At 63.7% G+C, this 24,439-nt stretch carries 22 protein-coding genes and 3 riboswitches; of the genes, 14 read left to right on the top strand and 8 right to left on the bottom strand.

Annotated elements, in window-relative coordinates; translation table 11 throughout:
- Positions 1-18 precede the first annotated feature (18 nt).
- Positions 19-693 carry a site-2 protease family protein gene (locus ACH2A7_RS00430; RefSeq protein WP_394958958.1) on the bottom strand — a complete coding sequence of 225 codons (675 nt, stop codon included), beginning with the start codon at positions 691-693 and terminating at the stop codon, positions 19-21.
- A gap of 215 nt (positions 694-908) precedes the next feature.
- Here ACH2A7_RS00430 and rpmB point away from each other — a divergent pair, with 215 nt between their 5' ends.
- Positions 909-1,097 carry a 50S ribosomal protein L28 gene (gene rpmB / locus ACH2A7_RS00435; protein WP_177521756.1) on the top strand — a complete coding sequence of 63 codons (189 nt, stop codon included), beginning with the start codon at positions 909-911 and terminating at the stop codon, positions 1,095-1,097.
- 106 nt (positions 1,098-1,203) lie between these two features.
- Here rpmB and metK read toward each other — a convergent pair whose 3' ends face one another.
- Complete coding sequence (gene metK, locus ACH2A7_RS00440) at positions 1,204-2,349, bottom strand: methionine adenosyltransferase (protein ID WP_394958960.1); 1,146 nt, start codon at positions 2,347-2,349, stop codon at positions 1,204-1,206.
- Between the two features lie 97 nt (positions 2,350-2,446).
- Positions 2,447-2,543, bottom strand: a riboswitch (SAM riboswitch).
- A gap of 57 nt (positions 2,544-2,600) precedes the next feature.
- A complete protein-coding gene (locus ACH2A7_RS00445) occupies positions 2,601-3,212 on the bottom strand; it encodes an ECF transporter S component (RefSeq protein WP_394958962.1) in 612 nt (203 codons plus the stop codon).
- A gap of 155 nt (positions 3,213-3,367) precedes the next feature.
- Positions 3,368-3,487, bottom strand: a riboswitch (FMN riboswitch).
- Between the two features lie 181 nt (positions 3,488-3,668).
- On the opposite strand from ACH2A7_RS00445, the gene ACH2A7_RS00450 reads away from it, so the two are divergent.
- The 8 genes from ACH2A7_RS00450 to ACH2A7_RS00485 all read left to right on the top strand — a co-directional run bounded on the left by ACH2A7_RS00450 (position 3,669) and on the right by ACH2A7_RS00485 (position 12,037).
- Entirely contained in the window at positions 3,669-4,745 is a 1,077-nt protein-coding gene (locus tag ACH2A7_RS00450; RefSeq protein WP_394958963.1) for a mechanosensitive ion channel family protein, read from the top strand.
- A gap of 150 nt (positions 4,746-4,895) precedes the next feature.
- A complete protein-coding gene (gene guaA, locus ACH2A7_RS00455) occupies positions 4,896-6,437 on the top strand; it encodes a glutamine-hydrolyzing GMP synthase (RefSeq protein WP_394958965.1) in 1,542 nt (513 codons plus the stop codon).
- Positions 6,438-6,665: 228 nt separating this feature from the next.
- Complete coding sequence (locus ACH2A7_RS00460) at positions 6,666-7,175, top strand: helix-turn-helix domain-containing protein (RefSeq protein WP_394958967.1); 510 nt, start codon at positions 6,666-6,668, stop codon at positions 7,173-7,175.
- A gap of 95 nt (positions 7,176-7,270) precedes the next feature.
- Positions 7,271-7,936 carry a response regulator transcription factor gene (locus tag ACH2A7_RS00465; protein ID WP_394958969.1) on the top strand — a complete coding sequence of 222 codons (666 nt, stop codon included), beginning with the start codon at positions 7,271-7,273 and terminating at the stop codon, positions 7,934-7,936.
- A gap of 83 nt (positions 7,937-8,019) precedes the next feature.
- Positions 8,020-8,934 carry an ABC transporter ATP-binding protein gene (locus ACH2A7_RS00470; protein ID WP_394958971.1) on the top strand — a complete coding sequence of 305 codons (915 nt, stop codon included), beginning with the start codon at positions 8,020-8,022 and terminating at the stop codon, positions 8,932-8,934.
- Complete coding sequence (locus ACH2A7_RS00475) at positions 8,927-9,760, top strand: ABC transporter permease subunit (RefSeq protein WP_394958973.1); 834 nt, start codon at positions 8,927-8,929, stop codon at positions 9,758-9,760. Before ACH2A7_RS00470 ends, ACH2A7_RS00475 begins: the two co-directional genes overlap by 8 nt.
- A 9-nt stretch (positions 9,761-9,769) precedes the next feature.
- Positions 9,770-10,690, top strand: coding sequence for a sensor histidine kinase (locus ACH2A7_RS00480; RefSeq protein ID WP_394958975.1), 921 nt, complete (start codon positions 9,770-9,772; stop codon positions 10,688-10,690).
- A 261-nt stretch (positions 10,691-10,951) separates the two neighbouring features.
- A complete protein-coding gene (locus ACH2A7_RS00485; protein ID WP_394958977.1) occupies positions 10,952-12,037 on the top strand; it encodes an MFS transporter in 1,086 nt (361 codons plus the stop codon).
- Between the two features lie 123 nt (positions 12,038-12,160).
- On the opposite strand, the gene ACH2A7_RS00490 is transcribed toward ACH2A7_RS00485, so the two are convergent.
- Positions 12,161-12,886, bottom strand: coding sequence for a Type 1 glutamine amidotransferase-like domain-containing protein (locus ACH2A7_RS00490; RefSeq protein WP_394958979.1), 726 nt, complete (start codon positions 12,884-12,886; stop codon positions 12,161-12,163).
- Positions 12,887-13,240: 354 nt separating this feature from the next.
- On the opposite strand from ACH2A7_RS00490, the gene ACH2A7_RS00495 reads away from it, so the two are divergent.
- Complete coding sequence (locus ACH2A7_RS00495) at positions 13,241-13,669, top strand: sigma-70 family RNA polymerase sigma factor (RefSeq protein WP_394958981.1); 429 nt, start codon at positions 13,241-13,243, stop codon at positions 13,667-13,669.
- Between the two features lie 193 nt (positions 13,670-13,862).
- Positions 13,863-14,021: riboswitch (M-box (ykoK) riboswitch) on the top strand.
- Positions 14,022-14,488: 467 nt separating this feature from the next.
- Positions 14,489-17,191, top strand: a complete 2,703-nt coding sequence (mgtA, locus tag ACH2A7_RS00500; protein ID WP_394958983.1) for a magnesium-translocating P-type ATPase — start codon at positions 14,489-14,491, stop codon at positions 17,189-17,191.
- A gap of 98 nt (positions 17,192-17,289) precedes the next feature.
- On the opposite strand, the gene ACH2A7_RS00505 is transcribed toward mgtA, so the two are convergent.
- The 4 genes from ACH2A7_RS00505 to ACH2A7_RS00520 form a co-directional block, all read right to left on the bottom strand.
- Entirely contained in the window at positions 17,290-19,125 is a 1,836-nt protein-coding gene (locus ACH2A7_RS00505; protein ID WP_394958985.1) for an alpha/beta hydrolase family protein, read from the bottom strand.
- A 316-nt stretch (positions 19,126-19,441) separates the two neighbouring features.
- Positions 19,442-21,262 carry a M56 family metallopeptidase gene (locus ACH2A7_RS00510; RefSeq protein WP_394958987.1) on the bottom strand — a complete coding sequence of 607 codons (1,821 nt, stop codon included), beginning with the start codon at positions 21,260-21,262 and terminating at the stop codon, positions 19,442-19,444.
- On the bottom strand, positions 21,259-21,636 hold the full coding sequence (locus tag ACH2A7_RS00515) for a BlaI/MecI/CopY family transcriptional regulator (protein ID WP_394958989.1): 378 nt from the start codon (positions 21,634-21,636) through the stop codon (positions 21,259-21,261). The genes ACH2A7_RS00510 and ACH2A7_RS00515 overlap by 4 nt, the downstream gene beginning before the upstream one ends.
- A 76-nt stretch (positions 21,637-21,712) precedes the next feature.
- The gene (locus ACH2A7_RS00520) at positions 21,713-22,627 is read right to left on the bottom strand and encodes a LysR family transcriptional regulator (protein ID WP_394958991.1); all 915 of its coding nucleotides are present in this window, start codon (positions 22,625-22,627) and stop codon (positions 21,713-21,715) included.
- 103 nt (positions 22,628-22,730) lie between these two features.
- Here ACH2A7_RS00520 and ACH2A7_RS00525 point away from each other — a divergent pair, with 103 nt between their 5' ends.
- The 3 genes from ACH2A7_RS00525 to ACH2A7_RS00535 are packed head-to-tail and all read left to right on the top strand — an operon-like array spanning position 22,731 to position 24,398.
- On the top strand, positions 22,731-23,306 hold the full coding sequence (locus ACH2A7_RS00525; protein WP_394958993.1) for a chromate transporter: 576 nt from the start codon (positions 22,731-22,733) through the stop codon (positions 23,304-23,306).
- Complete coding sequence (locus tag ACH2A7_RS00530; RefSeq protein WP_394958995.1) at positions 23,303-23,866, top strand: chromate transporter; 564 nt, start codon at positions 23,303-23,305, stop codon at positions 23,864-23,866. The genes ACH2A7_RS00525 and ACH2A7_RS00530 overlap by 4 nt, the downstream gene beginning before the upstream one ends.
- A gap of 13 nt (positions 23,867-23,879) precedes the next feature.
- Positions 23,880-24,398: a hypothetical protein gene (locus tag ACH2A7_RS00535; protein ID WP_394958997.1), complete on the top strand. Its 519-nt coding sequence runs from the start codon at positions 23,880-23,882 to the stop codon at positions 24,396-24,398.
- Positions 24,399-24,439 lie beyond the last annotated feature (41 nt).

Consider the following 24,439-nt stretch of genomic DNA (forward strand, 5'->3'; position numbering starts at 1 on the left):
GCTCCTCTCTCCGAACCGTCACACGCTCACGCCCGCCAGGGCGAACACCGCCCTGTCCACGAAGGAGGTAGCCCACATCAGCCCATCCCACACAAAGTTGTTGAGCAGGTAGAGCGGCCCGTCCAGAAAGCCCAGAAACAGCAGCAAAAACACGGCGATGAAGATATAGCGCTCGTATTGCATCAGCCTGAAATAGGTGCGCTGGGGCAAAAACACCGTGACGATGCGGCTGCCGTCGAAGGGGGGCACGGGCAGCAGGTTGAACACCGCCAGCATGGTGTTGATGCTGGCCATGTACTCCAGAAACAGCAGCACAAAGTTGACCGCCGCGCCGGCGGGCAGGGTGTAATACAATATTTTATAGAGCAGCACCGCCACAAAGGCCACCACCAGATTGGCCAGCGGGCCCGCCGCCGCCGTGAGGGCCATGCCCGCCTTGGGGTTTTTGAACCGGGAGGCATAGGTGGGCACCGGCTTTGCCCAGCCGATGCCGGTGAAGATCATGCACAAAGCGCCCAGCGGGTCGAAGTGGGCCAGAGGGTTGAGGGTGAGCCGCCCCATGTCCTTGGCGGTGGTGTCCCCCAGCTTCGCGCTGACAAGGGCATGGGCCGCCTCGTGCACCGGGATGGCCACCAGCATCACCAGCGCCCGCAGCAGCCACACCAGCAGCGTTCGTTTGTCGATCAGGCCCATAACACAAGTCCGCCTTTCCATTCTGGTCCGCCGCGCGGCCCATCAGGCAGGAAAACGCGGCGCATTTGGATTTATTATACTTTGTTTGGCGGCGCGGCACAAGGCGAAACGCGTATTTTCCGATTCTTTGGCCAGATATTTTTAAAAAATGCTTGCATTTTGCCGCCGGGTCTGGTATTATATTCTGGCAACTTAAATACGAGGAGGTGCAGCAAATGGCAAAGTGTGATTGTTGTGGCAAGGGCGTTTCCTTCGGTATCCAGGTGTCCCATTCCCATCGTCGTTCCAACCGGACCTGGAAGCCCAACGTGAAGCGTGTTAAGGCTATCGTAGACGGTTCTCCCAAGTACATCTACGCCTGCACCCGTTGCCTGCGCTCGGGCAAGGTCACCCGCGCGATCTGATAAAGCAGCAAAACCGGCCGGTCTTTCCGAAGACCGGCCTTTTGTTTTGTCCGCGGCAAAAAAGCAGCCCGGAGCCGAGCGGCTCCGGGCTGCTTTTCGTTCCGGTTCAGGCCAGCGCGGCCTTGAGGGCCTCCACCCGGTCGCACTTCTCCCAGGGCAGGTCCAGGTCCTCCCGGCCCATATGGCCGTAGGCGGCGGTCTGGCGGTAGATGGGCCGGCGCAGGTCCAGCGTTTTGATGATGGCCGCCGGGCGCAGGTCGAACACCTTCTTCACCGCCTCCACCAGCGCGTCGTCGCTCACCATGCCGGTGCCCTGAGTGTCCACCAGAATACTCACCGGCTCGGCCACGCCGATGGCGTAGGCCAGTTCCACCTCACAGCGGCGGGCAAGGCCGGCCGCCACAACATTTTTGGCCACCCAGCGGGCGGCGTAGGCGGCGCTGCGGTCCACCTTGCTGGGGTCCTTGCCGCTGAAGGCGCCGCCGCCGTGGCGGGCGTAGCCGCCGTAGGTGTCCACGATGATCTTGCGGCCGGTGAGGCCGGAATCGCCCTGGGGGCCGCCCACCACAAAGCGCCCGGTGGGGTTGATGAAATACTTGGTATCCTCGTCCAGCAGGCCGGCGGGGATGACAGGGGCGATCACCTGTTCCATCACGTCCTTGCGCAGGGTGTCCATCTCCACATCGGGGCTGTGCTGGCTGGAGATGACCACCGCGTCCACCCGCACGGGGGTGTCGCCGTCGTACTCCACCGTGACCTGGCTCTTGCCGTCCGGCCGCAGGTAGGGCAAAAGGCCGCTCTTGCGCACCTCGGCCAGCCGCCGGGCCAGCTTGTGCGCCAGGCTGATGGGCAGGGGCATGAGCTCCGGCGTCTCGTCGCAGGCGAAGCCGAACATCATGCCCTGGTCCCCCGCGCCGCCCACGGTGTCGTTGGTGCCAAGGGCGATGTCCGGGCTCTGTTCGTCGATGTTGGTGAGCACGGCACAGGTATCGGCGTCAAAGCCGTATTTGGCGCGGGTGTAGCCGATGTCCCGGATCACCTGCCGGGCGATGGACTGGATGTCCACATAGCAGCTGGTGGTGATCTCCCCCATCACATGCACAAGGCCGGTGGAGCAGGTGGTCTCGCAGGCCACCCGGGCGCCGGGGTCCTCGGCGAGGATGGCGTCCAGCACCGCGTCGCTGATCTGGTCGCAGATCTTGTCGGGATGGCCCTCGGTGACGGATTCAGAGGTGAAGAAACGTTTTGCCATTGGGATTGCACTCCTTTTTTGTTTTTTGCTTCATTGGAAAGCAACCCGTCGGAAACAAAAACGCCCAAGGGGCCGAAAGCCGCTTGAGCGCTGAAGACGCTTATCTTTCGGTTTCCCGCAGGATTTGGCACCTTACACACTTGCAGGTTGCCGGGCTTCACAGGGCCTGTTCCCTCCGCCGCTCTTGATAAGTTGCTATTCAATTTGCAAGGCCAAGTGTATCACACCCGGCGAAGGCTGTCAAGCCGTTTTCAGCGGCGGCCGTGCAGGATGGGGCTGAGGGGCTTGTAGACCAAAAAGCACAGCAGCGCGTCCAGCAGGCCCTTGGCCAGGGTGAAGGGCATGTTGAAGATGATCAGGCAGCCCAGCAGGCTGCCCACGTTGGGGTTGATGGCCTGGTAGGCGGCGATGATGGCGTCCATACCGCCAAAGGCCGCCGCGTAGACCGGGTAGCTGAAGAAGAAGTTGATGGGCACGCTGGCCACGGCCATGGCCACAGCGCCGACCAGGGCGGCAATGACCGCCATTTTGCGGGTCTTGTTGTATTTATAGATAAAGCCGGCCACCCCGGTGAACACAGCGCCCATCAAAAAGTTGCACACCTCGCCGATGCCCAGGGTGGAGCCGTGGAAGATGGCGGCCAGGATATTCTTTATCAGGCACACCACCACGCCGGAGACCGGCCCCAGGCTGAAGGCGGCCAGCAGCGCCGGCAGTTCGGAGACGTCCATCTTCACAAAGCTGGGGATGAGCATGGGCAGCGGAAAGTCGAACATCATGAGCACGCAGCCCACGGCGCTGAGCATGGCGGTGACCACCAGGGCCCGCAGGCGGATCGGACGAACGTTTGCCTTGGTTTCCATAACAGTTCCCTCCCGGCCGGCAATGCCGGCCTTTTCAAAAAATTTTTTTCGAAAGCCGGCAACAGTTTGAACCGGGAGAGCCTGCCCCTTGCCGCAAAACAAAACGCCCCGCCGGCACACGGCCAGCAGGGCGAACGCAAGCAGATACGGGGCAGCTTCCGTTTCTCTCATCCGGACTATACCGTCGGCCCCGGAATCTCACCGGGTCAGCACCCTTGCGGGTGGTCGCGGGCTGTACCGCCGGTGGGGAATCGCACCCCGCCCTGAAACAGACTTTCTACCCTCATTATAGCGCGGCTTCGTCGTTTTGCAAGAGGGCAAGGCAAATTTTCTGTGCTGAACGCATATTTTTTTGTATGAGGCGCGGATGGGCGCCCGCCGGCTTTGCCAAATCCCCGGGGAGCGTGGTATAATATGCTCGATTTTCCTCCATTCCAACCGAAAAGGATGTTGAGTATGCTGGGTGTATTTACGACCTATTATGCCGAGAATCCCGGCGCGCTGGTGCAGCTGGCTGTCTGCGCCGCGCTTTTCATCGCCTGCTACCTTGTCAGCCGGCTGGTGCGCTACAAAGTCGCGCCCTGGCTGGTGAGCAAGGCCGAACGGCGCACCAAAAAAGTCCTGTTCATCTTTGTGCGCGGGTTTTCCAAGCCCCTGCCGGTGCTGGTGTGGTCGGTGGGCCTCTACTTCGCCCTGCTGGCACTGCCCCTGCCGCCCGCGTACAGCGCCTGGCTGCGCCCCTGGCTGGGCAAGCTGCTGAACATCGACCTGATCTCCCTGCTGGCCTGGGGCCTGGTGGGTTCCAGCGACATCGGCCCGCTGATGGTGCAGCGGGTGCAGGGCGGGCTGGCCCTGGAACTGGATCAGACCGTGACCAGTTTCATCAACCGGCTGCTGAAGGGCGTGGTGCTGGTGTTCGCGGTACTGATGGTGCTGGAGGAACTGGGCGCGCCGGTGGCCAGCCTCATCACCAGCCTGGGCATCGTGAGCCTGACCCTGAGCCTTGCCGCCAAGGACTACGCCACCAACTTTTTGGGCGGCGTGATGGTGATCTTTGAAAAGCCCTTTTCCATCGGCGACTGGATCAGCACCAGCGCCGGCGAGGGCGAGGTGGAGGACATCGCTTTCCGCTCCACCCGCATCCGCACCATCGACAACGCCCAGCTGATCGTGCCCAACAGCATCCTCATCAACGACGCCCTCACCAATTACAGCCGCATCCACAAGCGGCTGGCGAAGTTCACCCTGGGGGTGACCTACGACGCCACCCGCGCCCAGCTGGAGGCACTGATGGAATCCATCCGGGCCATGCTCGCCGCCCGGGAGGATATTTGGCCGGACAGCGTGCGGGTGCGGTTCACCGGCTTTGGCGACTCCAGCCTGAACATCCTGGTGCAGTACTACGCCAAGACCGGCGCGCTGGCGGATTTTCTGGCCATTCAGGAACAGGTCGATCTTGACCTGATGGGCCTGATGGAGCAGGCCGGCTGCCAGTTCGCCTTCCCCAGCGTGAGCGTTTACCGGGAAAAGTGAGCCATCTTTCCCCTGCCCCGGCCCTGCGGCCGGGGATTTTTTTGCCCCGCCGGCAAAAAAATGCGGCGCAGCGCTTTTCACCCTTGTCGGACTGTGCTATAATAAGCTGAATTTCTTTACCCAGATTCACAATCAAAGGAGGGGCAATCCATGGCGCAGACCATCTTAGTGGTGGACTTCGGCGGTCAGTACAACCAGCTGATCGCCCGCCGCGTGCGCGAAAGCTGCGTGTATTCCGAGATCGTATCCTACAAAAAGGCCCTTGAGGCCATCCGCGAGAAAAAGCCCGCGGGCATCATCCTCACCGGCGGGCCCAACAGCGTCTACCTGCCGGACTCCCCCACCATCGGCAAGGAACTGTTTGAGATGGGCATCCCGGTGCTGGGCATCTGCTACGGCGCCCAGCTGATGACTCATGTGCTGGGCGGCAAGGTGAGCCGCGCGCCGGAACGGGAGTACGGCAAGACCGAGGTGATGGTGAGCACCGGCTCCAAGCTGTTTGAGGGAGTGAGCACCCGCACCATCTGCTGGATGAGCCACAACGACTACATCGAGGCCCCCGCGCCGGGCTTTGTCGTCTCGGCCCACACCGCCAACTGCCCGGTGGCCGCCGCCGAGGACGTGAGCCGGGGGCTGTACCTGGTGCAGTTCCACCCGGAGGTGCTGCACACCCAGCAGGGCACGCTGATGCTCTCGAACTTTGTGCACAAGGTCTGCGGCTGCGGCAGCGACTGGAAGATGGATTCCTTCGTGGAGGACACAGTGGCCGCCCTGCGGGCCAAGATCGGCGGCGGTAAGGTGCTGTGCGCGCTGTCCGGCGGGGTGGACTCGTCGGTGGCGGCGGTGCTGCTGGCCAAGGCGGTGGGCAAACAGCTCACCTGCGTCTTTGTGGACCACGGCCTGCTGCGCAAGGACGAGGGCGACCAGGTGGCGGCGGTGTTCGGCCCCGAAGGTCCCTACGACCTGAACTTCATCCGGGTGAACGCCCAGCAGCGGTTCTACGACAAGCTGGAGGGCGTGGAAGAACCGGAGAAAAAGCGCAAGATCATCGGCGAGGAGTTCATCCGCGTGTTTGAGGAAGAGGCCAAAAAGATCGGCACGGTGGACTTCCTGGTGCAGGGCACCATCTACCCCGACGTGGTGGAGAGCGGCCTCGGCGGCGAGAGCGCCGTCATCAAGAGCCATCACAATGTGGGCGGTCTGCCCGACCATGTGGATTTCAAGGAGATCGTGGAGCCCCTGCGGGACCTGTTCAAGGACGAGGTGCGCCAGGCCGGGCGGGAGCTGGGCATCCCGGAGTATCTGGTGGCCCGGCAGCCCTTCCCCGGCCCGGGGCTGGCCATCCGCATCATCGGCGCGGTGACGCCGGAAAAGGTGAAGATCGTGCAGGAGGCGGACGCCATCTACCGCGAGGAGGTGGAGGCCGCCGGGGCCCACAAGACGCTGGGCCAGTACTTCGCGGCGCTGACCAACATGCGCAGCGTGGGCGTGATGGGCGACGAGCGCACCTATGACTACGCCATCGCCCTGCGGGCGGTGAACACCGCCGACTTCATGACCGCCGAGGCCGCCGCCCTGCCCTGGGAGGTACTGGCCAAGGCCACAAGCCGCATCGTAAACGAGGTGCCCCATGTGAACCGGGTGCTCTACGACTGCACCGGCAAGCCCCCCGCAACGGTGGAATTCGAATGAACGAACCGCTGTTTCCCCGACCATACGGAGAAAACTGCGCAGCAGACCCTGGAGGCCACGGCCTCCAGGGTCTTTTTTGAACAGTGAAATGCCGGTCGGACATGCGGCTGCGTTCCGGCAAAAAAGTGCCGCTGGCCGCCGCGCCTTTGCGTGTTACTCCCCGTTGCTTGCGGCAACGGGGAGGCGTCTTGTACAATGATGGCAACAAACAAAAGGAGGCCACCCCGAATGTTAAGTGAAAATATCAAAACCATCCGAAAGGCAAAAGGGCTGTCCCAGGAGGAACTCGCCGTCAAGCTGAACGTGGTACGGCAGACCGTTTCCAAATGGGAACAGGGGCTGTCCGTCCCGGATTCCGACCTGCTGATCGCCCTGTCGCAGGCGCTGGAAACCCCTGTGAGCACCTTGCTGGGAGAAACGCTCGCCCCCTCGAAGCCAGGCGACCTGAAAACGATTTGCGAGAAGCTGGAGGTCATCAATCTGCAGCTGGCGCAGAGAAAGGCCGCCGCGCGCCAGCTGCTTCACTGGCTGTTTGTTCTGGTCTGCGGGGCCGTTGTGGCCGTTTTGGCCGTTTTGTTCGCCCTGAACAGCCCCTATCTCGGCTGGGACTTCGGCGACCCCGAGACCGCTGTTGCCGGCACGGTGTTTCACGCCTTTGAATGGCTGTTCATCCGGCTGGCCCCCATCGTTCTTGTGGGCGCGGGCGTCGGGGCCGTTTTGACACGCGGAAAACTGTAAAATTGTTCCGGACCGGCTGACCGATGGTCAGCCGGTTGCCTTTTGTGGTATGATGATCGGGTGAACAAATCCATCTGCCAAAAAGGAGCGCCGCCATGAAGACCATTGCCATCATCGAGGACGATCAGCCCATAGGCGATCTGCTGCAGGAAGTGCTGCAAAAAGAGGGATACCGGGTGCAGCGGGCCTATTCCGGCACCGAGGCGGTGTATCTGCTGGCCCAAAGCAGGCCCGATCTGATCCTGCTGGATCTGATGCTGCCCGGCCTTTCGGGCGAGGAACTTTTGCCCCGGATGCAGGGCGTCCCGGTGATCGTGGTGAGCGCCAAGGCCGGCGTGGACGACAAGGTGGGCCTTCTGCAGAGCGGCGCGGCGGACTACATCACCAAGCCCTTTGAACTGCGGGAACTGCTGGCCCGCATCCAGGTACAGCTGCGGCGCACCGCTCTGCCCGCCGGGCCGGCGCTGGAGGCCGGCGGCGTCCGGCTGGACACCGTCTCCCGCGAGGTGACGGTGGAGGGACGGCCCGTCCACCTCACCCGGACGGAGTTCGCCATCCTGAAGCTGCTGCTGGGCAGCCCCGGCCGGGCGGTGTCCAGGACGTCCATTCTGGACAGCATCGGTCAGGATACGCCGGACTGCACCGACGCCTCCCTCAAGCAGCACATCAGCAACCTGCGCAAGAAACTGCGGCAGGCGGGCGGCCGGGCGTCCATCCAGGCGGTATGGGGCATCGGCTTTCGGCTGGACGCGGAACCTTGACGAAATCTTTACCCTTTTCTTTACCGCTCTCTTGACGGCCGCGCTGTAAGATGGAGCCATCAACAAAAGGAGGTATCCTGTATATGGACTATATCTTACAGGCAAACGGCCTTTGCAAGGAATACCGGCACGCGAAAGCGCTGGACGGCCTTTCCCTGCGCGTTCCCAAGGGCTCCATCTACGGGCTGGTGGGCAAAAACGGCGCGGGAAAGACCACCCTCATCCGCATTCTCTGCGGCCTGCAGCAGCCCACCGCCGGCAGTTTCTCCCTGTACGGGGCCGGCTGGGGCGAACCCGGTTTCGCCCGCGCCCGCAGACGGATGGGCGCGCTGGTGGAGACGCCCGCCCTCTACCCCGGAATGACCGCGCGGCAGAACCTCGCGCTGCAGAACCGGGTGCTGGGCCTGCCGGACGATGAAAACATCCCCGCCCTGCTGCGGTTGACGGGCCTGGAGGGCACCGGCCGGAAAAAGGTGCGGCACTTTTCTCTGGGGATGCGGCAGCGCCTGGGCATTGCCCTGGCGCTGTGCGGTTCGCCCGACCTGCTGGTGCTGGACGAGCCCACCAACGGCCTGGATCCCCAGGGCATCATCGACGTGCGGGAACTGATCCTCAAGCTGAACCGGGAGCACCAGATCACGGTACTGATCTCCAGTCACATTCTGGACGAACTGGCCCGTCTGGCCACCTTCTACGGGTTCATCGACGGCGGCCGCATGGTGCGGGAGATCAGCGCGGCTGCGTTTGAGCGCGCCGGGCGCAAACGCCTGCGGGTAACGGTGTCGGATGTGCAGGCCCTTGCCCTGCTCCTGGAGCGGGAGGGCATGGAGTACAAGATCCTCAGCAGCACACAGGCCGACGTCTTTGGCAGCCCGAACATCACCCGGCTCGCCCTGGCCCTGCACGAGGCGGGCTGTGAACTTGAGAAGGTGCAGGAACAGGACGAAAGCCTGGAGAGTTACTTTTTGAACCTGGTGGGAGGTGAGCGCCATGAGTAAGCTGCTTTGGGCAAACTGGATGCGTCTGCGCACAGGCCGGGGCTTCTGGCTGGCGCTGGGAGGCGTGTTTCTCGGCTCCGTGCTGTCCATCTGGAGCAGTTCCCTCTCGGTGCGGCAGATGGTCCAGTCCGGCTTTGTGCGCACACTGGACGATTGCTTCTTCGGGCCGTCCACCCTGCTGGGAGCGCTGTTCGCCGCCTTCCTCTGCCTGTTTCTGAGCGCGGAGTTCGCCGACGGCGCGGTGCGCAACAAACTGATCGTAGGGCACAGCCGCGCCGGGGTCTATCTGGCAAACTATCTCACCTGCCTGGGCGCCTGCCTTGCCTTTGTGTGCGCCTGGGTGCTGGGCAGCCTGCCGGGCCTTTTGTGGATCGGGCCCTTTTCCATGGGCGCGGGCGAGTTCTGGATGTATCTGCTGGTGGCTGCCGGCTTCACCGCCGCCTTCACGGCCCTGTTCGCCCTGGTCAACCTGTTCTTTGGCAACAAGGCGGTGACGGTGGTGTTTTCCCTGGCGCTCTGGCTGGTTCTGGTACTGGCCGCCGGCGCCCTCTACGACCGGCTCAGCGAGCCGGAACTGACCGGCGGGGTGATGTATGCCGACGGCGCGTTCCGGGAGGTGGACCCCGCGCCCAACCCGATGTATCTCGCCGGACCGGCGAGGATGCTCTGCACCCTCGCACTGGAATTCCTGCCCACCGGGCAGGCCCTGCTGATGCACGGCGCGCAGATCACCGCGCCCTGGCGACAACTTGGCTTGTCGGCGCTGTTCACCGCCCTGTTCCTGTGGGCGGGCGTGCGGTTTTTTGAGAAAAAAGAGATTCGGTGAGGGATTTTTATGGAGTGTTTGCCACTGGTCGCCGTCGGGGGGTTGCTGTTCGTCATTCTCCTGCTCTGCCTGAAGATCCATCGGATGCGCGCAGACGCGCGGCAGATCGCCCAGGCCCTGCAGGACCGGCTGGCGGCCGACACCAACACCCTCATCGACCTTTCCGGCCGCGACCGGTACATGCGGCGTCTGGCCACGGCCCTGAACGGTCAGCTACGCCTGCTGCGCAGCGAACGCCAGCGCTATCAGAACGGCGACCGGCAGCTGAAGGAGGCCGTGACCAACATCTCCCACGATCTGCGCACCCCCCTCACCGCCATCTGCGGGTACCTGGAACTGACGAAGCTGCAGGCGCTCCCGCCGGATGCCCGCCGCTATCTGGACCAGATCGAGAACCGGGCCGCGGCGATGAAGGCCCTGACCGAGGAGTTGTTCCGCTATTCCCTGGCGGCTTCGGAGCACAAACCGGACCTTTGTCCGGTGGACCTGCGCCGGGCGCTGGAAGATTCGCTGCTGGCTTTCTACGGCGCGTTTGCCCAAAGGGGCATTGAGCCCGCACTGACGCTGGCGGACCCGAAGGAGCGCTTTTTGCTGGACAGCGCGGCGCTCGGCCGGGTCCTGGAGAACATTCTGTCCAACGCGCTGAAATACAGCGCCGGCGATCTGCGCGTTTCCCTGGACGAGGCGGGTCGTATCGCCTTTGTCAACCGCGCCCCCGGCCTGAACGCGGTGGCCGCGGGCAAGCTGTTCGACCGGTATTACACGGTGGATACGGGGCGCTCTTCCACCGGGCTGGGGCTTGCCATCGCCCGGCAGCTGACCGAGGAGATGGGCGGCACGCTCACGGCGGAATACACCGGGGGCTGTTTGAAGGTTCTGGCGGATTTTTCGCCGGCGAAGCTTCCCGCCGCGCCGGCAGACGGCCGCTGAATCGTGGAGCCACCCCCGCTGCCCTTGACCCGGGACGGCGGGGTGTGGTATACTTTTTAAAAATCATTTGAAAGGAGGGCGCGCGATGTTCTGGAAATTCAGCAAGATCCCACTGGAAAAAGGCTGCATTTTCGCCTTTTACGGAGATAGTGCGCCCTTTTTTAAGGCCGGGTCCGCCTTGTAAGGCGGTTTTGTGCCCTCAAAAATTTGTGTACTATCTCCTTTTGCTTGCAGATGATTGTGAGAAAAGGAGATTTTTTTATGTCTGAGATCAAACGACAACTGCGCAGGCTGTACGCCCTTACCGCCGTCAGCAGCCTGCAGATCGCCGGGGCGTCCTGGGTGGCGCTGCTGGCCGCAAGGGGCTTTTCGCTGGCCCAGATCGGGTTGGCGGAAGGGGTGTTCCACCTCACCAGCTTTTTGTTCGAGCTGCCCTCGGGGGTCCTTGCCGACGTGTTCGGGCGAAAGCGCTCGATGATCGCCAGCCAATGCATGTTCGCGGCGGCCAGCGCCGCCATGCTGCTCTCCCGCTCGATGGCCGGCGTATGTGCCGCCATGGCGCTGAGCGCCCTGGGCTACAACTTTGCCTCCGGCTCCCGGGAGGCGCTGGCGTACGAAAGCCTGCAGCAGTGCGGCCGGGAAGACGAATATGAGCGGTACGCCGCGAACGACGCGACGCTCTGGCGGGCAGGCACGGCGCTGGCCACCCTGTGCGCCGGCTTTGCCCTTTGGCTGGGGCCGCGGGCGGCCTACAGCCTGGACCTGGCCCTGGCGCTGCTGGGCCTGTGGCCGGCCCTTTGCCTGCGGGAGCCGGTGCGGGAAACCGACGCCGGCAGCACCGCCCGGCGCATCGGCGGGGCGGTGCGCCAAAGCGCGGACTTTCTTTTGCACAGCCCCCGTGCCCTGCGGCTGATGCTGTGCGACGCCGCGGTGGGGGCCGTAGCCACCATGCTGCTCTTTCTGCTGCAGGCGCGGCTGCCCGCCCTGGGCCTGCCCGGTGCCTGGCTGGGGCCGGCGCTTTTTCTGTTGGGGCTCAGCGGCACGCTGGGCGCGCAGGCCGCCCGGTTTTTCGGGCGGCTGCGCTATCGTCAGCTGGCGCTGCTGTGCGCCGGCGGCGTGCTGGCCGGGACGCTGCTGGCGGCCTCCGGCTGGCTGCCTGTGGTGTTCGCGGGGGGATTTTTGGCCGGCATGCTGGACGACCTGCTGGCGGTGCGCACCGATGTGGCGCTGAACGGGATGATCCCCTCGGGCCAGCGGGCGACGCTTGTGTCGGTCTCCTCCCTGGTCTTCTCGCTGGTGATGCTGGCGGCAGCCCCCCTGATGGGGGCCGCCTTTGGCGCGCTGTGACAAGCCGCAACGCGCCCGGGCCCCGGCGGCGCGGTTTTTTTCCGGGTCACCTTGCGGAACAAAAAAGAGCCATCCTCTCCGGATGGCTCTTTTTCGTTCGTATCGGGAAGGGCACGCCCGCTCTCACGTCAGGGGCACGACCCCGCCCGCGGCGGAAAGAGGGGTCAGCGCTCCGTTCTCGATGACAAAGGCCTCGCCGCAGATCTCCTGGCGGCGGGCGTCGGTGTCAAGATAGAGATAGCTGCCGTCCACGATGGCATAGAACGTTTTGCCGGCGCTGTCCGGATAGACGATGTCCTCCATCAGGCGCAGCCCGTCCACCACGTCGGTCTTGAGGATCTGGTAATGGGGGATGAGCATGGTGTCGGTAAGGCCCAGGCCCTCGTAATATTTGGGATAGGCGGGGTCCAGGGCCTCCCCTTTCAGTTCGGGCGGCGCGTACACGAGCCCGGAACAGTTCATGGAGCCGGCGCTCACGCCCAGTATTACTCCTTGAAAGCCGGCCAGCGCCTGCCGCAGGCCGATCTCGCGGAAAAAGCGGTTCTGGGTGGGCACATGGCCGCCGGCGAAGACCAGCAGGTCGGCCTGCCGCACCAGGGCCGCCGTGTCGGCCTGGTTGCGCCGGTCCAGCACGGTAAAACCGCGGAAGACAAAGCCTGCCGCCTCAAAGCTTTTTTTCGCCAGCCGCGCATACCGGTCGGTGCGGGAAGGATCATCCGGCGCGGAGCAGACGTAGACGGCGGCGCACTCTGCCGGGAGGGCCGCCCGCAGCCGCTCCGCAAGGCCGTTTTCCGGATTCAGTTCGTTGGTGTTCGCGATGGTGAAATTCCCGGTGAGAAAGCATTTCATCCGGCTGTACCTCCTTGAAGGCTTTTGGCCTTTTCAATATGACACATCTTTCCGCCGCGCCGGCAGGATCGCGCCTTGCGTTTTGCCCGCGGCCGCGATACACTGAGTTCATCGGCGGCATTTCCCCGGCCCCAGGAAAGGAGCGCGTCCATGAGATCACCCGTGTTTCTCCCCTGCCCCGCGCGGCGGCCCCAAAAAGCCAAAAGGGCGCAGGGGTGACGCCGGCCGCTCCGTCGGCGTCCTCATTCTCCGCCGGCCGCCCCGGCGGGGCCGATGGTCCTTTTTTCCGCTGCCGCTCTCCCCCTTCCCGACGCCCTGCCCGCACACATACGATGGAGCATCGGGAGGTTTTTCATGGAAGTCAATCTGCGAAAGCTTTATCCTTCGCTGTACCACACGGATGAGTACGTCGAGGTCACCGAGGCGGTCTTTGAGGCGATTTCGGCGTTTGAGCGCGCCGAGGCGGCGTGGCAGCGGCGAAAATACCGCTACAAGGCTCACTATTCCCTGGATTACGGCAACGGCATCGAAAACGATATCCTTTTCCGGCCCGAAACGCCCGAGGCGGTCTTTGAGGAAAAACTGCTGCGGCGAGACGTCTTTGCCGCGCTGCGCTCACTGAGCGGGCCGCAGCGGCGTCGGGTCTACGCCCGCTACTTTCTGGAACAGAAGCCGGCGCAGATCGCCGTCCGGGAGCAGATACAGCCCGGCACCGTCTGCAAAAGCGTCCACAGCGGCCTGCGGAAACTGGCGAGGCGGCTGGCCCACCTGAAGCGGCGCTGAATCCGTCCTATCAGTTCTACCCTATCACACCCCGCCCGCAAACGCAACGCCCTTTTGGAGGCGGCGGCTGGTATTTTTTTGTTTCCGTGAAAATCGGCGGCGCGGCCGGCCTTATGGCGCGCCCGCGCCGGTTTGCCTCAGCGAAAAACCGTGTGGCCGGGGGTTGACAAATTCGCCCGGCGGTGGTATCTTGGGTGCTGTTCGGTAGGTAAGGCTCCTGCTGGGATATGGGCTGTTGCCGCGAAACAGTGGAGACACTGTGAGTTGGTTTGAACAGGGTGCGTCGAACGCAAGGCGCATTCTAACACAGCTTCACCGCCCCGCAAAGTCAAAGCTCACACGGATCTGCAGCGTTAGACCGCTCCCGTATGTCCTGCCGGAGATACGGGAGTTTTTGTTTGCAGCGAAAGGAGGAGGGCACGCCATGGAATACAGTCAATGTCACAGCACCGTTTCCTGGCGGTGGTCTCCGAATCGCTGCGGCCGTGCGCGCCTGTAGCGTCGGCTTTTTGCGCCGGTTTTAGGTGGCCATCGCTTTCGCGGGGGATTTTTCCGCGGGCGGTGGCCTTTTTTTGCCTTTTTGCAGGCAGCGCGCCCATCCGGGCGTTCCGCGAACGTTCAAAATAAAGTGAGGTGAACACAAATGGACACGGGAAGCAGTACCGGCGCGGGATGCAGCCGTTCCCCCGAAGGCCCGATCGGATCGTTTCACGCTCGCCGTGCCCAACTGCGTGGCGAGCGGGGCTGAGGGCTGTATTCTCCCGCGCACTGTACCCTTCCGATCGCACGCCCCATCGAATCGTCAGGAGGTACAAAGCCATGAAAAAACTGTTTAATACGAATCGCGCCCCCGCGCCGCGGGCGGACAGCGCAAAGGACCAGGCCATCCGCAAGCGGCTGCTGAACGCCGCCGCCCTGGACAGCCAGGCCCTGCTGGAAAGCCTGGGCACGGCGGCGGGCGGGCTGGACGAGGCCGCGGTGCGCCGCGCCCGCGAGGAGCACGGGACGAACGTCTTCACCAGCGGCAAAAAGGCGTCCGCCCCGAAGCGCCTGCTTCTGGCCTTTGTCAACCCGTTCACCGCGGTACTGCTGGCATTGGCCCTTATCTCGGTGTTCACCGAGGTCGTCTTTGCCGCCCCCGGGGACAAAAATTACGTCACCGTGCTTATCATCACCGTGATGGTGCTCATCTCGGGGGCACTGCGCTTCATCCAGGAGACCCGCAGCGGCAACGTGGCCGCGCGGCTGAGCGGGATGCTGCACACCACCACCTGCGTGGAGCGGGACTGCCGCCGCGGGGAGATCCCGCTGGAGGAGGTCGTGGTGGGCGACGTTGTGCATCTGTGCGCCGGGGACATGATCCCCGCCGACCTGCGCATCCTCACGGCGAAGGACCTGTTCATCAGCCAGTCGGCCCTGACGGGCGAGAGCGAACCGGTGGAAAAGACCGGCGGCCCCGCCTCTGCACGGGACTCGCTGACCGGGACGCCGAACCTGGCCTTTCTGGGCAGCAACGTCATCAGCGGCACCGCCACCGGGGTGGTGCTGGCGGTGGGCGGCGACACCATGCTGGGCGTGCTGGCGCGGCAGGTGGACGCAAAGCCCCCCAAGACCACCTTTGAGAAGGGGGTCAGCGCCGTCTCCTGGGTGTTGATCCGCTTTATGCTGGTGATGGTGCCGGTGGTGCTGTTCGTCAACGGCTTCACCAAGGGGGACTGGATGCAGGCGGCCCTTTTCGCCATTTCGGTGGCTGTGGGCCTCACCCCCGAGATGCTGCCCATGATCGTGACCACCTCCCTTGCCAAGGGCGCGATGGCCATGAGCCGTCGCCGGGTGATCGTAAAGAATCTGAACTCCATTCAGAACCTCGGCTCGATGGACATTCTCTGCACCGACAAGACCGGCACCCTCACCCAGGACAGGGTGGTGCTGGAGTACCACCTGAACGTGGACGGCGAGGAGGACGACCGGGTGCTGCGCCACGCCTTTCTGAACAGCTGGTTCCAGACGGGGCTGAAAAACCTGATCGACGCGGCGGTGATCCGCCGTCAGCAGGAGCTGGGCGCCGGGGACCTCACCCGCCGCTACGTCAAGGTGGACGAGATCCCCTTCGACTTTGAACGGCGGCGGATGAGCGTGGTGGTGCAGGACGAGACGGGCAAAACCCAGCTTGTGACCAAGGGCGCGGTGGAGGAGATGCTCGCCTGCTGCGCCTTTGCCGAGTGCGGCGGCCGGGTGCTGCCGCTGACCGACGAGGTGCGGCGGCGGGTGCTGGCCCGCTCGGACGAGCTGAACGCCCGGGGGATGCGGGTGATCGCGGTGGCTCACAAGACCGGCCCGGCCCCGGTGGATCACTTCTCGGCGGCAGACGAGGCGGAGATGGTGCTCATCGGCTTCCTCGCCTTTCTGGACCCGCCCAAAACCACGGCTGCCGCCGCCATCGCGGCGCTGCGGGAGTACGGCGTGGCGGTGAAGGTGCTGACCGGCGACAACGAAAAGGTCACCTGCGCCATCTGCCGGCAGGTGGGGCTGGACGCCGACCGCATCCTGCTGGGCGAGGAGTTGGACGGGCTGGACGACGCGGCCCTGACCGCCCGGGCGCGGGAGGTCTCGGTGTTCGCCAAGCTGTCCCCCGCGCAGAAAGCGCGGGTGGTGCGCCTTCTGCGCGAGGCGGGCCACAGCGTCGGCTACATGGGCGACGGCATCAACGACGCGGCGGCCATGCGGGCCGCCGACGTGGGCATCTCGGTGGACACCGCCGTGGACGTGGCCCGGGAGACCGCCTCGGTGGTGCTGCTGGAAAAAGACCTGCTGGTGCTCAAAGAGGGCGTTCTGGAGGGACGCAGGACCTACGCCAACATGATCAAATACATCAAGATGACCGCCTCCTCCAACTTCGGCAATATGTTCTCGGTGCTGGCGGCCAGCGCCTTTCTCCCCTTCCTGCCCATGGAATCCATCCATCTCATCCTGCTGAACCTGATCTATGATATCTCCTGCACCGCAATGTCCTGGGACAATGTGGACCCGGAGTTTTTGAAACAGCCCCGCCGGTGGAGCGCCGCCGGCATCAGCCGCTTCATGCTGTGGCTGGGGCCCACCAGCTCGGTGTTCGACATCGCCACCTACCTGCTGCTCTACTTCGTCATCTGCCCGCTGTTCACCGGCGGGGCGCTGTACGGCAGGCTGGCGGACCCCGCCGCCCGGGCGCTGTATGTGTCGGTGTTCCAGACCGGCTGGTTCGTTGAGTCCATGTGGAGCCAGACCCTTGTCATCCACACGCTGCGCACCCCCAAGCTGCCCTTTGTGCAAAGCCGGGCTTCCGCCCCGGTGACGCTGCTCACCTTCGCGGGCATCGCCCTCGTCACCGCCATCCCCTTCACCCCGCTGGGGTCCGCACTGGAACTGACCGCCCTGCCCCCCGTGTATTTCGCCTTCCTGGCGGCGCTCATTCTGGGCTACATGGCGCTGGTCACGGCTGCGAAGCGCCTGTATGTGCGGCGGTGGGGCGAACTGCTGTAATGTCCCTTTTGCCCGCGCTCTGCACGGCTGCAACAAGCGGCCCCGCTGGCTTTTCAGCCGGCGGGGCCGCCCTTTGTTTCAGTTTTTCCGGGGATGCATCAATAGAAGGTGCAGGTGTTGGCGCTGCTGATCAGCGCGACGATCACCGCGTTGATGACGCCCGCCAGGTAGGGATTGCCGCACGCCTTGTAGATCTTGCGGGAGACCAGCACCGAGATGGGCAGGATCGCCACCAGGGGGAACAGCCACACCACAAACAGGGCGGATTCGCCCACCGCGAACAGCAGATAACCGGTCTGGTAGAAATAAATGTACTGCATCAGCGTGAGGATGAACGCCGGCGCGCCGGTGAACAGGGCCAGGATCAGGGTGTTGACCCACTCCTTGCCGCCGATCTTGCAGTAATTGAAGCAGTTGACCGAGATGGAGCTCATGATATAGAACACGCTGCCCATGATCATGAAGGGGATGGCGATGAACAGGTACACCGGATTGAACCGCTTGATCGCCAGCACCCAGATGCGGAAGTCCACATGGAAGAAGTAGTCGGCGATGAAGACCCAGGCATAGCTGGCCGCCACCACGGTGATGGCCAGCAGAACGGTCTTGAGCAGGCGGACGGGGGTGATGCGCACCTTTGCCGCGCAGTCGGCCCAGGCGTCCTTGTTGATGGCCTTGGTCGCCAGCAGCAGCACCAGGGTCACCACACCGCAGGCCATGGCCCAGGTGCTCACGCCGCGCACCGCCGCCTGGTTCAGGAAGGTGCGCTCATAGGTGGCGGATTTGGTCGCCAGCATGATGGGCAGGTAAATGACCGAGCCGACCACCGCGCTGATGACCAGGCTGACCCAGAACCACCACTTTTTGCCCTTGAAGGCGGGGGCGGAGAGGGTCTGTTCCGCGCCGAGGCTGCTCACCGACTGGAAGAAGGGGGTGGCCAGCAGGGCAATGGCGCAGTTGATGGCAAACATCACAAAGCCCACGATGCCCACCACATTGAACACGGTCTTCCACTGCCAGATCTGGTTGGTGGCGGGGATGGGATTGGGCGCGCCCAGCGCCTGCTCAAAGAATTCGATGGTGGAGGTGGTGGAGCGGGCGGAGAAATGGGACCAGGGATGGATGATGTTGCTGGTGTAGATGACACGCATGGCCTCCTGGCCGTCCACTTCCTGCGTGTAAACCGTGTTGGCCTCCCGCTCGGGCTGCTCGCCCCGGTCGGTGCCGTAATACAGGAAGGACTGGGCCTCGGCGCTGTGGATATAGTCCGGCTTGGGCTGCTTGACGCCGTTTTCATCCAGGATGGTAAAGCCGAACTCGTCGTATTCGCCGGCCACCACGCCCACATCGCGGCCGCCGTAGACGTTGTCGAACACGCCGTCGCTGTCGCTGTCATAGGTGGGATCCATGCTGTTGACCAGCACCGCGGAGATGAGGTTCGTGCCCGCGGCGTTGTCCATGGTCACGGCAAAGTTGCTGCTGAAGCCGCCGAAGGAATGGCCGGTCACACCGATGCGGGCGGTGTCCACATAGCCGATGTCCGCCAAAAACAGCACGCCCTGCCAGACGCTGGGCATCATGTTGGCCACGCCGGCCGCGATCTGGGAATCACCGTGGCTGGCCATGTCGATGGCAAGCACCACATACCCGCGGCGGGCCAGTTCCACATAGTTCAGGTCCTGCATTTCCTTGTTGTTCAAAAAGCCGTGGCTGGTGACGATGGCGGGGGCGGGGGTCTCCACAGTGGCGTTCTCCGGCACCAGCAGCAACGCGGTCTTGCGGATGCCGTCGGTGTCCACCCAATTTACCTCGTCCACCTTTACGCGCCCGCCCGACGTCTGGATCAGCGACGCGCCGATCATGCTGATCAGCATCAGAACAATGGCGATGCACACAAAAATCTTGGCGCGTTTTGTCTTGTCCGTTGAAAGCATTTTCAGGTTCCTCCTCTTCGTTGTTTGTGGGCTTGGGGGCCTTTCGGTCCGTCGGTTCCGCGTCCCTCCCTTCTGAAAAAAGAGCGCAGCAGTCCCCCCTTTGGACTGCCGCGCTCTTCTCCGTTCTCTCGCGCTTTTGCTTTTTAATGCATATGCTTTCCGGTCGTAAATCATTCACATGCATTTAATTTATATTCATTGTAATTAATTTACAGTAATTTGTCAACATTCCCCATAAAAGTATATATTTTAACAAGCAAACGCCCGGCGGGCAGCGGAAAGGCCCCGGCCGATGGCCGGGGCCCTGTTCGTTTTCTCATCCCGCCTGGTCCACGGTAAAACGGAATTCCGCCTGATAGTCCCCCAGGCTTCCCGCCAGCACCGCCCGGATGCGGTAGAGGGCCGGCGCGTCCGCCAGGGGCAGCACATCGCCCTGCTCCGGCAGGACGGCTTGCGAAACGCCCCCTTCCGGCTCCGCCGTGACGGAATACGCACGGACCGGCAGTGAAAACGCGAGGCGCACCCGCCGCGCTTCCTCATAGCCGAAAACACCGCTTGGATCCTCCGGTGTGCCGGTGCGGTCGGTCAGCACCACGCCGCCCTGTTCCAGCTTCCAGAGGCTGGCGTTGATGTCCGCGAACCGCTGGCCGTTTTCATCCTCAAAAACCAGATAAAGCGCGGGCTGCGGCTCGAAGAAGGAATCGAACTTCGCCCAGTCCATCCCGCCGGGCACGGCGTACCAGGACGCCTCCATGCGCTCTCCGTAGAGGGGCACCACCTTGACAGCCTTTTCATAGAACAGGGTGGAAAGGGCGCCCTTGGGCGTATCCCAGATAACGCTTATCTCCCGGTCGCCGCCGGTGAAGGAGTAGTTGCCGGCAAGCCGGTCCAGAGGCAGGCCGGCCAGAAAGGCGGCAAAGCCCCCTTCGTCCAGGCATTGCAGCTCCTCCTGCCCCTCGCTCACCCAGTCGCGGGCGCTGGAGATGGCACAGGCGGCCGGGTCCTGCCCGTCAAAGAGCAGCGCGCCGCCGTCGTCCGTCGCAAAGGCCAGGGTCACATAGCCGCTGGTCATGCTGAGCAGAAAGAAAGCCACCCCCACCAGAGCCCCGCCGGAGAACTTTTTCACCGGTTTCACCACGTTTTTCAGCCGGTAACGCATCGACCTTGCCCCCGCGGACAGGCAGGTGGTAAAGCCCCGCCCGTCCCCCGCCGCGGTGAGCAGCAGGTCGGCATACCGCCGGCGGTGGGCGTCATCCTCGTTTTGCAGCACCGCCTCGTCGCAGGAAAGTTCCAGATCGTCGGCGCTCTTGCCCATGGCCAGCCACATCAGGGGGTTGAACCAGCACACCGCGGCGCAAAAGGTGAGGAAGAATTTGGACCAGGCGTCCTGCCGGCCGATGTGCACAAGTTCATGGCGGAAGATGAGGGCCAGTTCCTCCGGCGTATACGCCCGCTCGGGCAGCACCACCCGGGTGGTGCGCTCAAAGAGGCCGATGGAGAGGGGCGAGCCCACAGCCGGCGAGCGCACCAGACGGAACCTGGGCTTCTGGAACCGGGCGGCCGACACCTCGGCGTCCCAGACACGCAGCACCTCCGGGTCCTGTTCCGGATGGGCCGGAGCCAGCACCTGCCGCCGAAAGCGCAGGTGGGCGGCGATCTTGTAAATCATCACCACCGCCGCGCCGCCGCCCCACACCGCCAGCAGCACCGCCGCCGCGCCCATGGGCAGGCGCACGGTGAGGGCCGGGGCGGGCAGTTCCAGATAGTTCTGCTGAAAAAGATAGAGGTAATTCGGGATGAGCCACAGCGCCGCGCAGGCCATGGCGCTGAAGTGGCGGCGCAGCACCGGCAGCAGCGCCAGCAGCACCAGGTAATAGACGCTGATGTGCAAGAACAGGCTGAAAAGCAGCGCCATCATGGAATACTGGGTGCCCTCCACCCGCACCGCCAGCAGCACCGCGGCGGTGAGCAGCAGAAACACCGGCAGGATGATGCCCGAGATAAAGGGCAGGTAGCGCTGGCGGCGGCCCGCTGTGTTTTCCCTTCCCTCCCTGTCCTTGTAAAAATACACCGCCGCCCAGAAAACGCCGCCCATCACGGCGGAGAAGAGCAGGCGGAAAAACACCTGGCCGCTCATAACTCATCCCTCTCCAGCAGGCGGCGCAGCTGGGCCAGTTCCTCCCGGCTGAGGCCGCTGTCGCACAAAGCGGCGGCAAAGGCGGGCAGGCTGCCGCCGCAGAGTTTGTCCAGAAAGCGGCGGCTCTGCTGGGCCAGATATTCCTGCCGGCTCACCAGCGGGATGTACCGGGCGCTGCGGCCCGCCTTTTCGATGCGCACAAAGCCCTTTTCCGAAAGGCGCGTGAGCACCGTGAGCAGGGTGGTGAGCGCCATGGGGTGCGTGTCCTTCAGCTTTTCGTCGATGTCGGCACGGGCCACCGGGGGTTCGCAGGCCCAAACCGCCTGCATCACCTCCAGCTCCGCGTCCGGCAGGCGGCGGGGAGTCTTTTCCATCGGGATGCCTCCTTTACTCTACAAATGTAGTTCTATTTTATTCTATATTTGTAGAGCAAGTTTGTCAACCCCTTTTTCAGTACAGGCCGTTGTAGCGGGGCAGCGGATAGTTCTGCTCGAAATTGCGGCAAAGATCCAGAAATTCCTTTGCCACGGCGGGCAGGAATTTATCCTTGTGATAAACGATGCGGAACTGGCGGCAGAAGTCCAGCCCTTCCACCTTCACCGAGACCGCCAGCCCCCGCTCCACCGCGCCCACGATGAGCCGCTGGGGCAGCACCGAGATGCCCAGCCCCTCGATCACCGCGTTCACCAGCGCGGTGGTGGACATGGCCTCCCAGGCGGGCGCCACCGAAAAGCCGGCTTGCTCGGTGACCCGGTCGAACTCCTCCCGGGTGCCGCTGCCCCTCTCCCGCAACAGGAACCGCTGGGCGCGGAACTGCTCCACCGAAATGGTCTCCCCCTGACGGAAGGGCCCGCCCGCCGGACAGATCACCGCCAGATGATCCTCCATATAATCCTCGCTCACCAGCGACGGGTGCCGGGGCACGCCCTCCACCAGCGCGAAGTCCAGTTCATTGGCCATGATCTTGCCGGCCAGCACCTCGGTGGAGGCCACCTGCGCCCGGATCTCCAGCCCCGGGTGCAGCGAGAGGAAGGTCTTGACGTAGCCCGGCAGGAAGCGGGCTCCCACCGTGATGCTGGCGCCCACCCGCAGCACCCCCAGGTGCCCCCAGTCCCGCAGGGTCTTTTCCATATCGTCAAACATGGAGGAGATGTGGCTGGCATACTCCCAAAAGCGCTTGCCCGCCTCGGTGATGCACAGCCGCCGGCCGATGCGGTCAAACAGCGCCACCCCATAATACTCCTCCAGCTCGTGAATGGCCAGGCTCACCGCCGGCTGGCTCATGTGCAGCCGCTCCGCGGCCTTGGTGGTGTTCTGCCCCGCCTCGCACACCGCGAGAAAGATGTTGATGTGCCGGATGGTCATGCCCCTCGCCCCTTATATTATTTTAGTTATTATTTATATTTAATTATAGTATTTTTCATATCTCATTGCAAGGCGTATACTGGGATGCGAAGGAGGGATACGCTTGCAAGAGAAACTGAAGAAATACGTTGTTTTGTTTCTGTCCACCTTTCAGCTCAGCGCCTTCACCTTCGGGGGCGGCTTCGTCATCATCCCGCTGATCCGCAAAAAGTTCGTGGAGCAGCTGGGCTGGATCGGGGAGGAGGAAATGCTGGACCTGGCGGCCATCGCCCAGTCCTCGCCGGGGGCCATCGCGGTGAACATCTCCATTCTGGTGGGCTACCGGGTGGCGGGGGTGCCGGGGGCGCTGCTGACGGTGGTGGGCACCGTGACGCCGCCGCTGATCATCATCTCGGTGATCTCGCTGTTCTACGCCGCCTTCCGGGACAATGTGTTCGTGAACATGGCCATGTGCGGCATGCTGGCCGGGGTGGCCGCGGTGATCCTGGATGTGGTGCTGCGGCTGGCGAAGGACATTTTCCGCCAGAAGCGGGTGCTGCCGGCGGCCATCCTGGCGGGCGCTTTTGTGGCCAACCGCTTTTTGAACGTGAACATCATCATAATTATCCTGGTGTGCGCCGCCTTTGGCGTGCTGGATCTTGTGCGCCGGCAGCGCAGTGCAAAGGGGGCGGCATCATGATCTTTGCCCAGCTTTTCTGGAGTTTTTTCCAGATCGGATTGTTCAGCATCGGCGGCGGTTACGCCGCCATGCCGCTGATCCAGCAGCAGGTGGTGGACCAGCACGCCTGGCTGACCATGAACCAGTTCGCCGACATCATGACCATCGCCGAGATGACCCCCGGCCCCATCGCCATCAACTCGGCCACCTTTGTGGGCATCCGGGTGGCGGGGCTGCCCGGCGCCATCGTGGCCACCGCCGGGTGCGTGCTGCCCTCCTGCGTCATTGTGCTGACGCTGGCCTTTGTCTACTATCATTTTTCCAGGCTGGCGGCGGTGCAGGGCGTTTTGCAGGGGCTGCGCCCCGCCGTGGTGGCCATGATCGCCAGCGCGGGGCTCTCGCTGCTGCTGCTGGCGCTGTTCGGCGGGCGGGAGTTGAGCGTGGGCCCGCTGGGGCTGGACACTGTGGCCGCGGCCATTTTCGTGGCGGGTTTTCTGGTGCTGCGCCGCAAGAGCGTCAATCCCATCTGGATCATGATGGCCTCCGGCGTGGCGGGCGTGGTGCTCTATTCCATCGTGTAAGGGGGAACCGACAGTGAAGTACAGGCTTTTATCCGGCATCTTGTACGGCGGGGCGGACGGCGCGCCGCTGGTGAAAATCCACGGCAGCGTGTGCGGCCCGGAGAAGGAGATCACCACAGCGGACGGCGCGCCGCTGTACACCAGCAGGATCCGGCTGCTGGACGCACCCGCCGGGCACAGCGGCGAGGTCGTCTGCCACAAATACGACCTGACCGCCGCCGACGGCAGCCGCATCGAGGCGAGCCCCGCCTACAACCCGGACTTTGACCCCGCGGCGGACGGCTGGCCCCTCTGCCGCCTGCCCCGGGCCGACCGGGCCATGCTGGCGCTGGGCAGCGCGCTGTACACCCTGATCATGCAGAACACCCAGAACTACGTTCTGCAAAACGCCGCCGGCGCGGTGGTGGCGCGTATCGTTCACCGGGGCGTGACCGGCGGCTGGGACATCGACGCCCCCGCCACCATGTCCGCGGGCTGGTGTGCGGGCTGTATGTGTTCAGTCGGTATCTTGAGCGGGAAAATGAGTTTCTGACCGTGTGAGCCACAAAAGAGCGCCCCCGCCGGCTTTTTCGC

The organism is Candidatus Allofournierella merdavium, assembly GCF_944382735.1.
Taxonomy (GTDB): domain Bacteria; phylum Bacillota; class Clostridia; order Oscillospirales; family Ruminococcaceae; genus Allofournierella_A; species Allofournierella_A merdavium.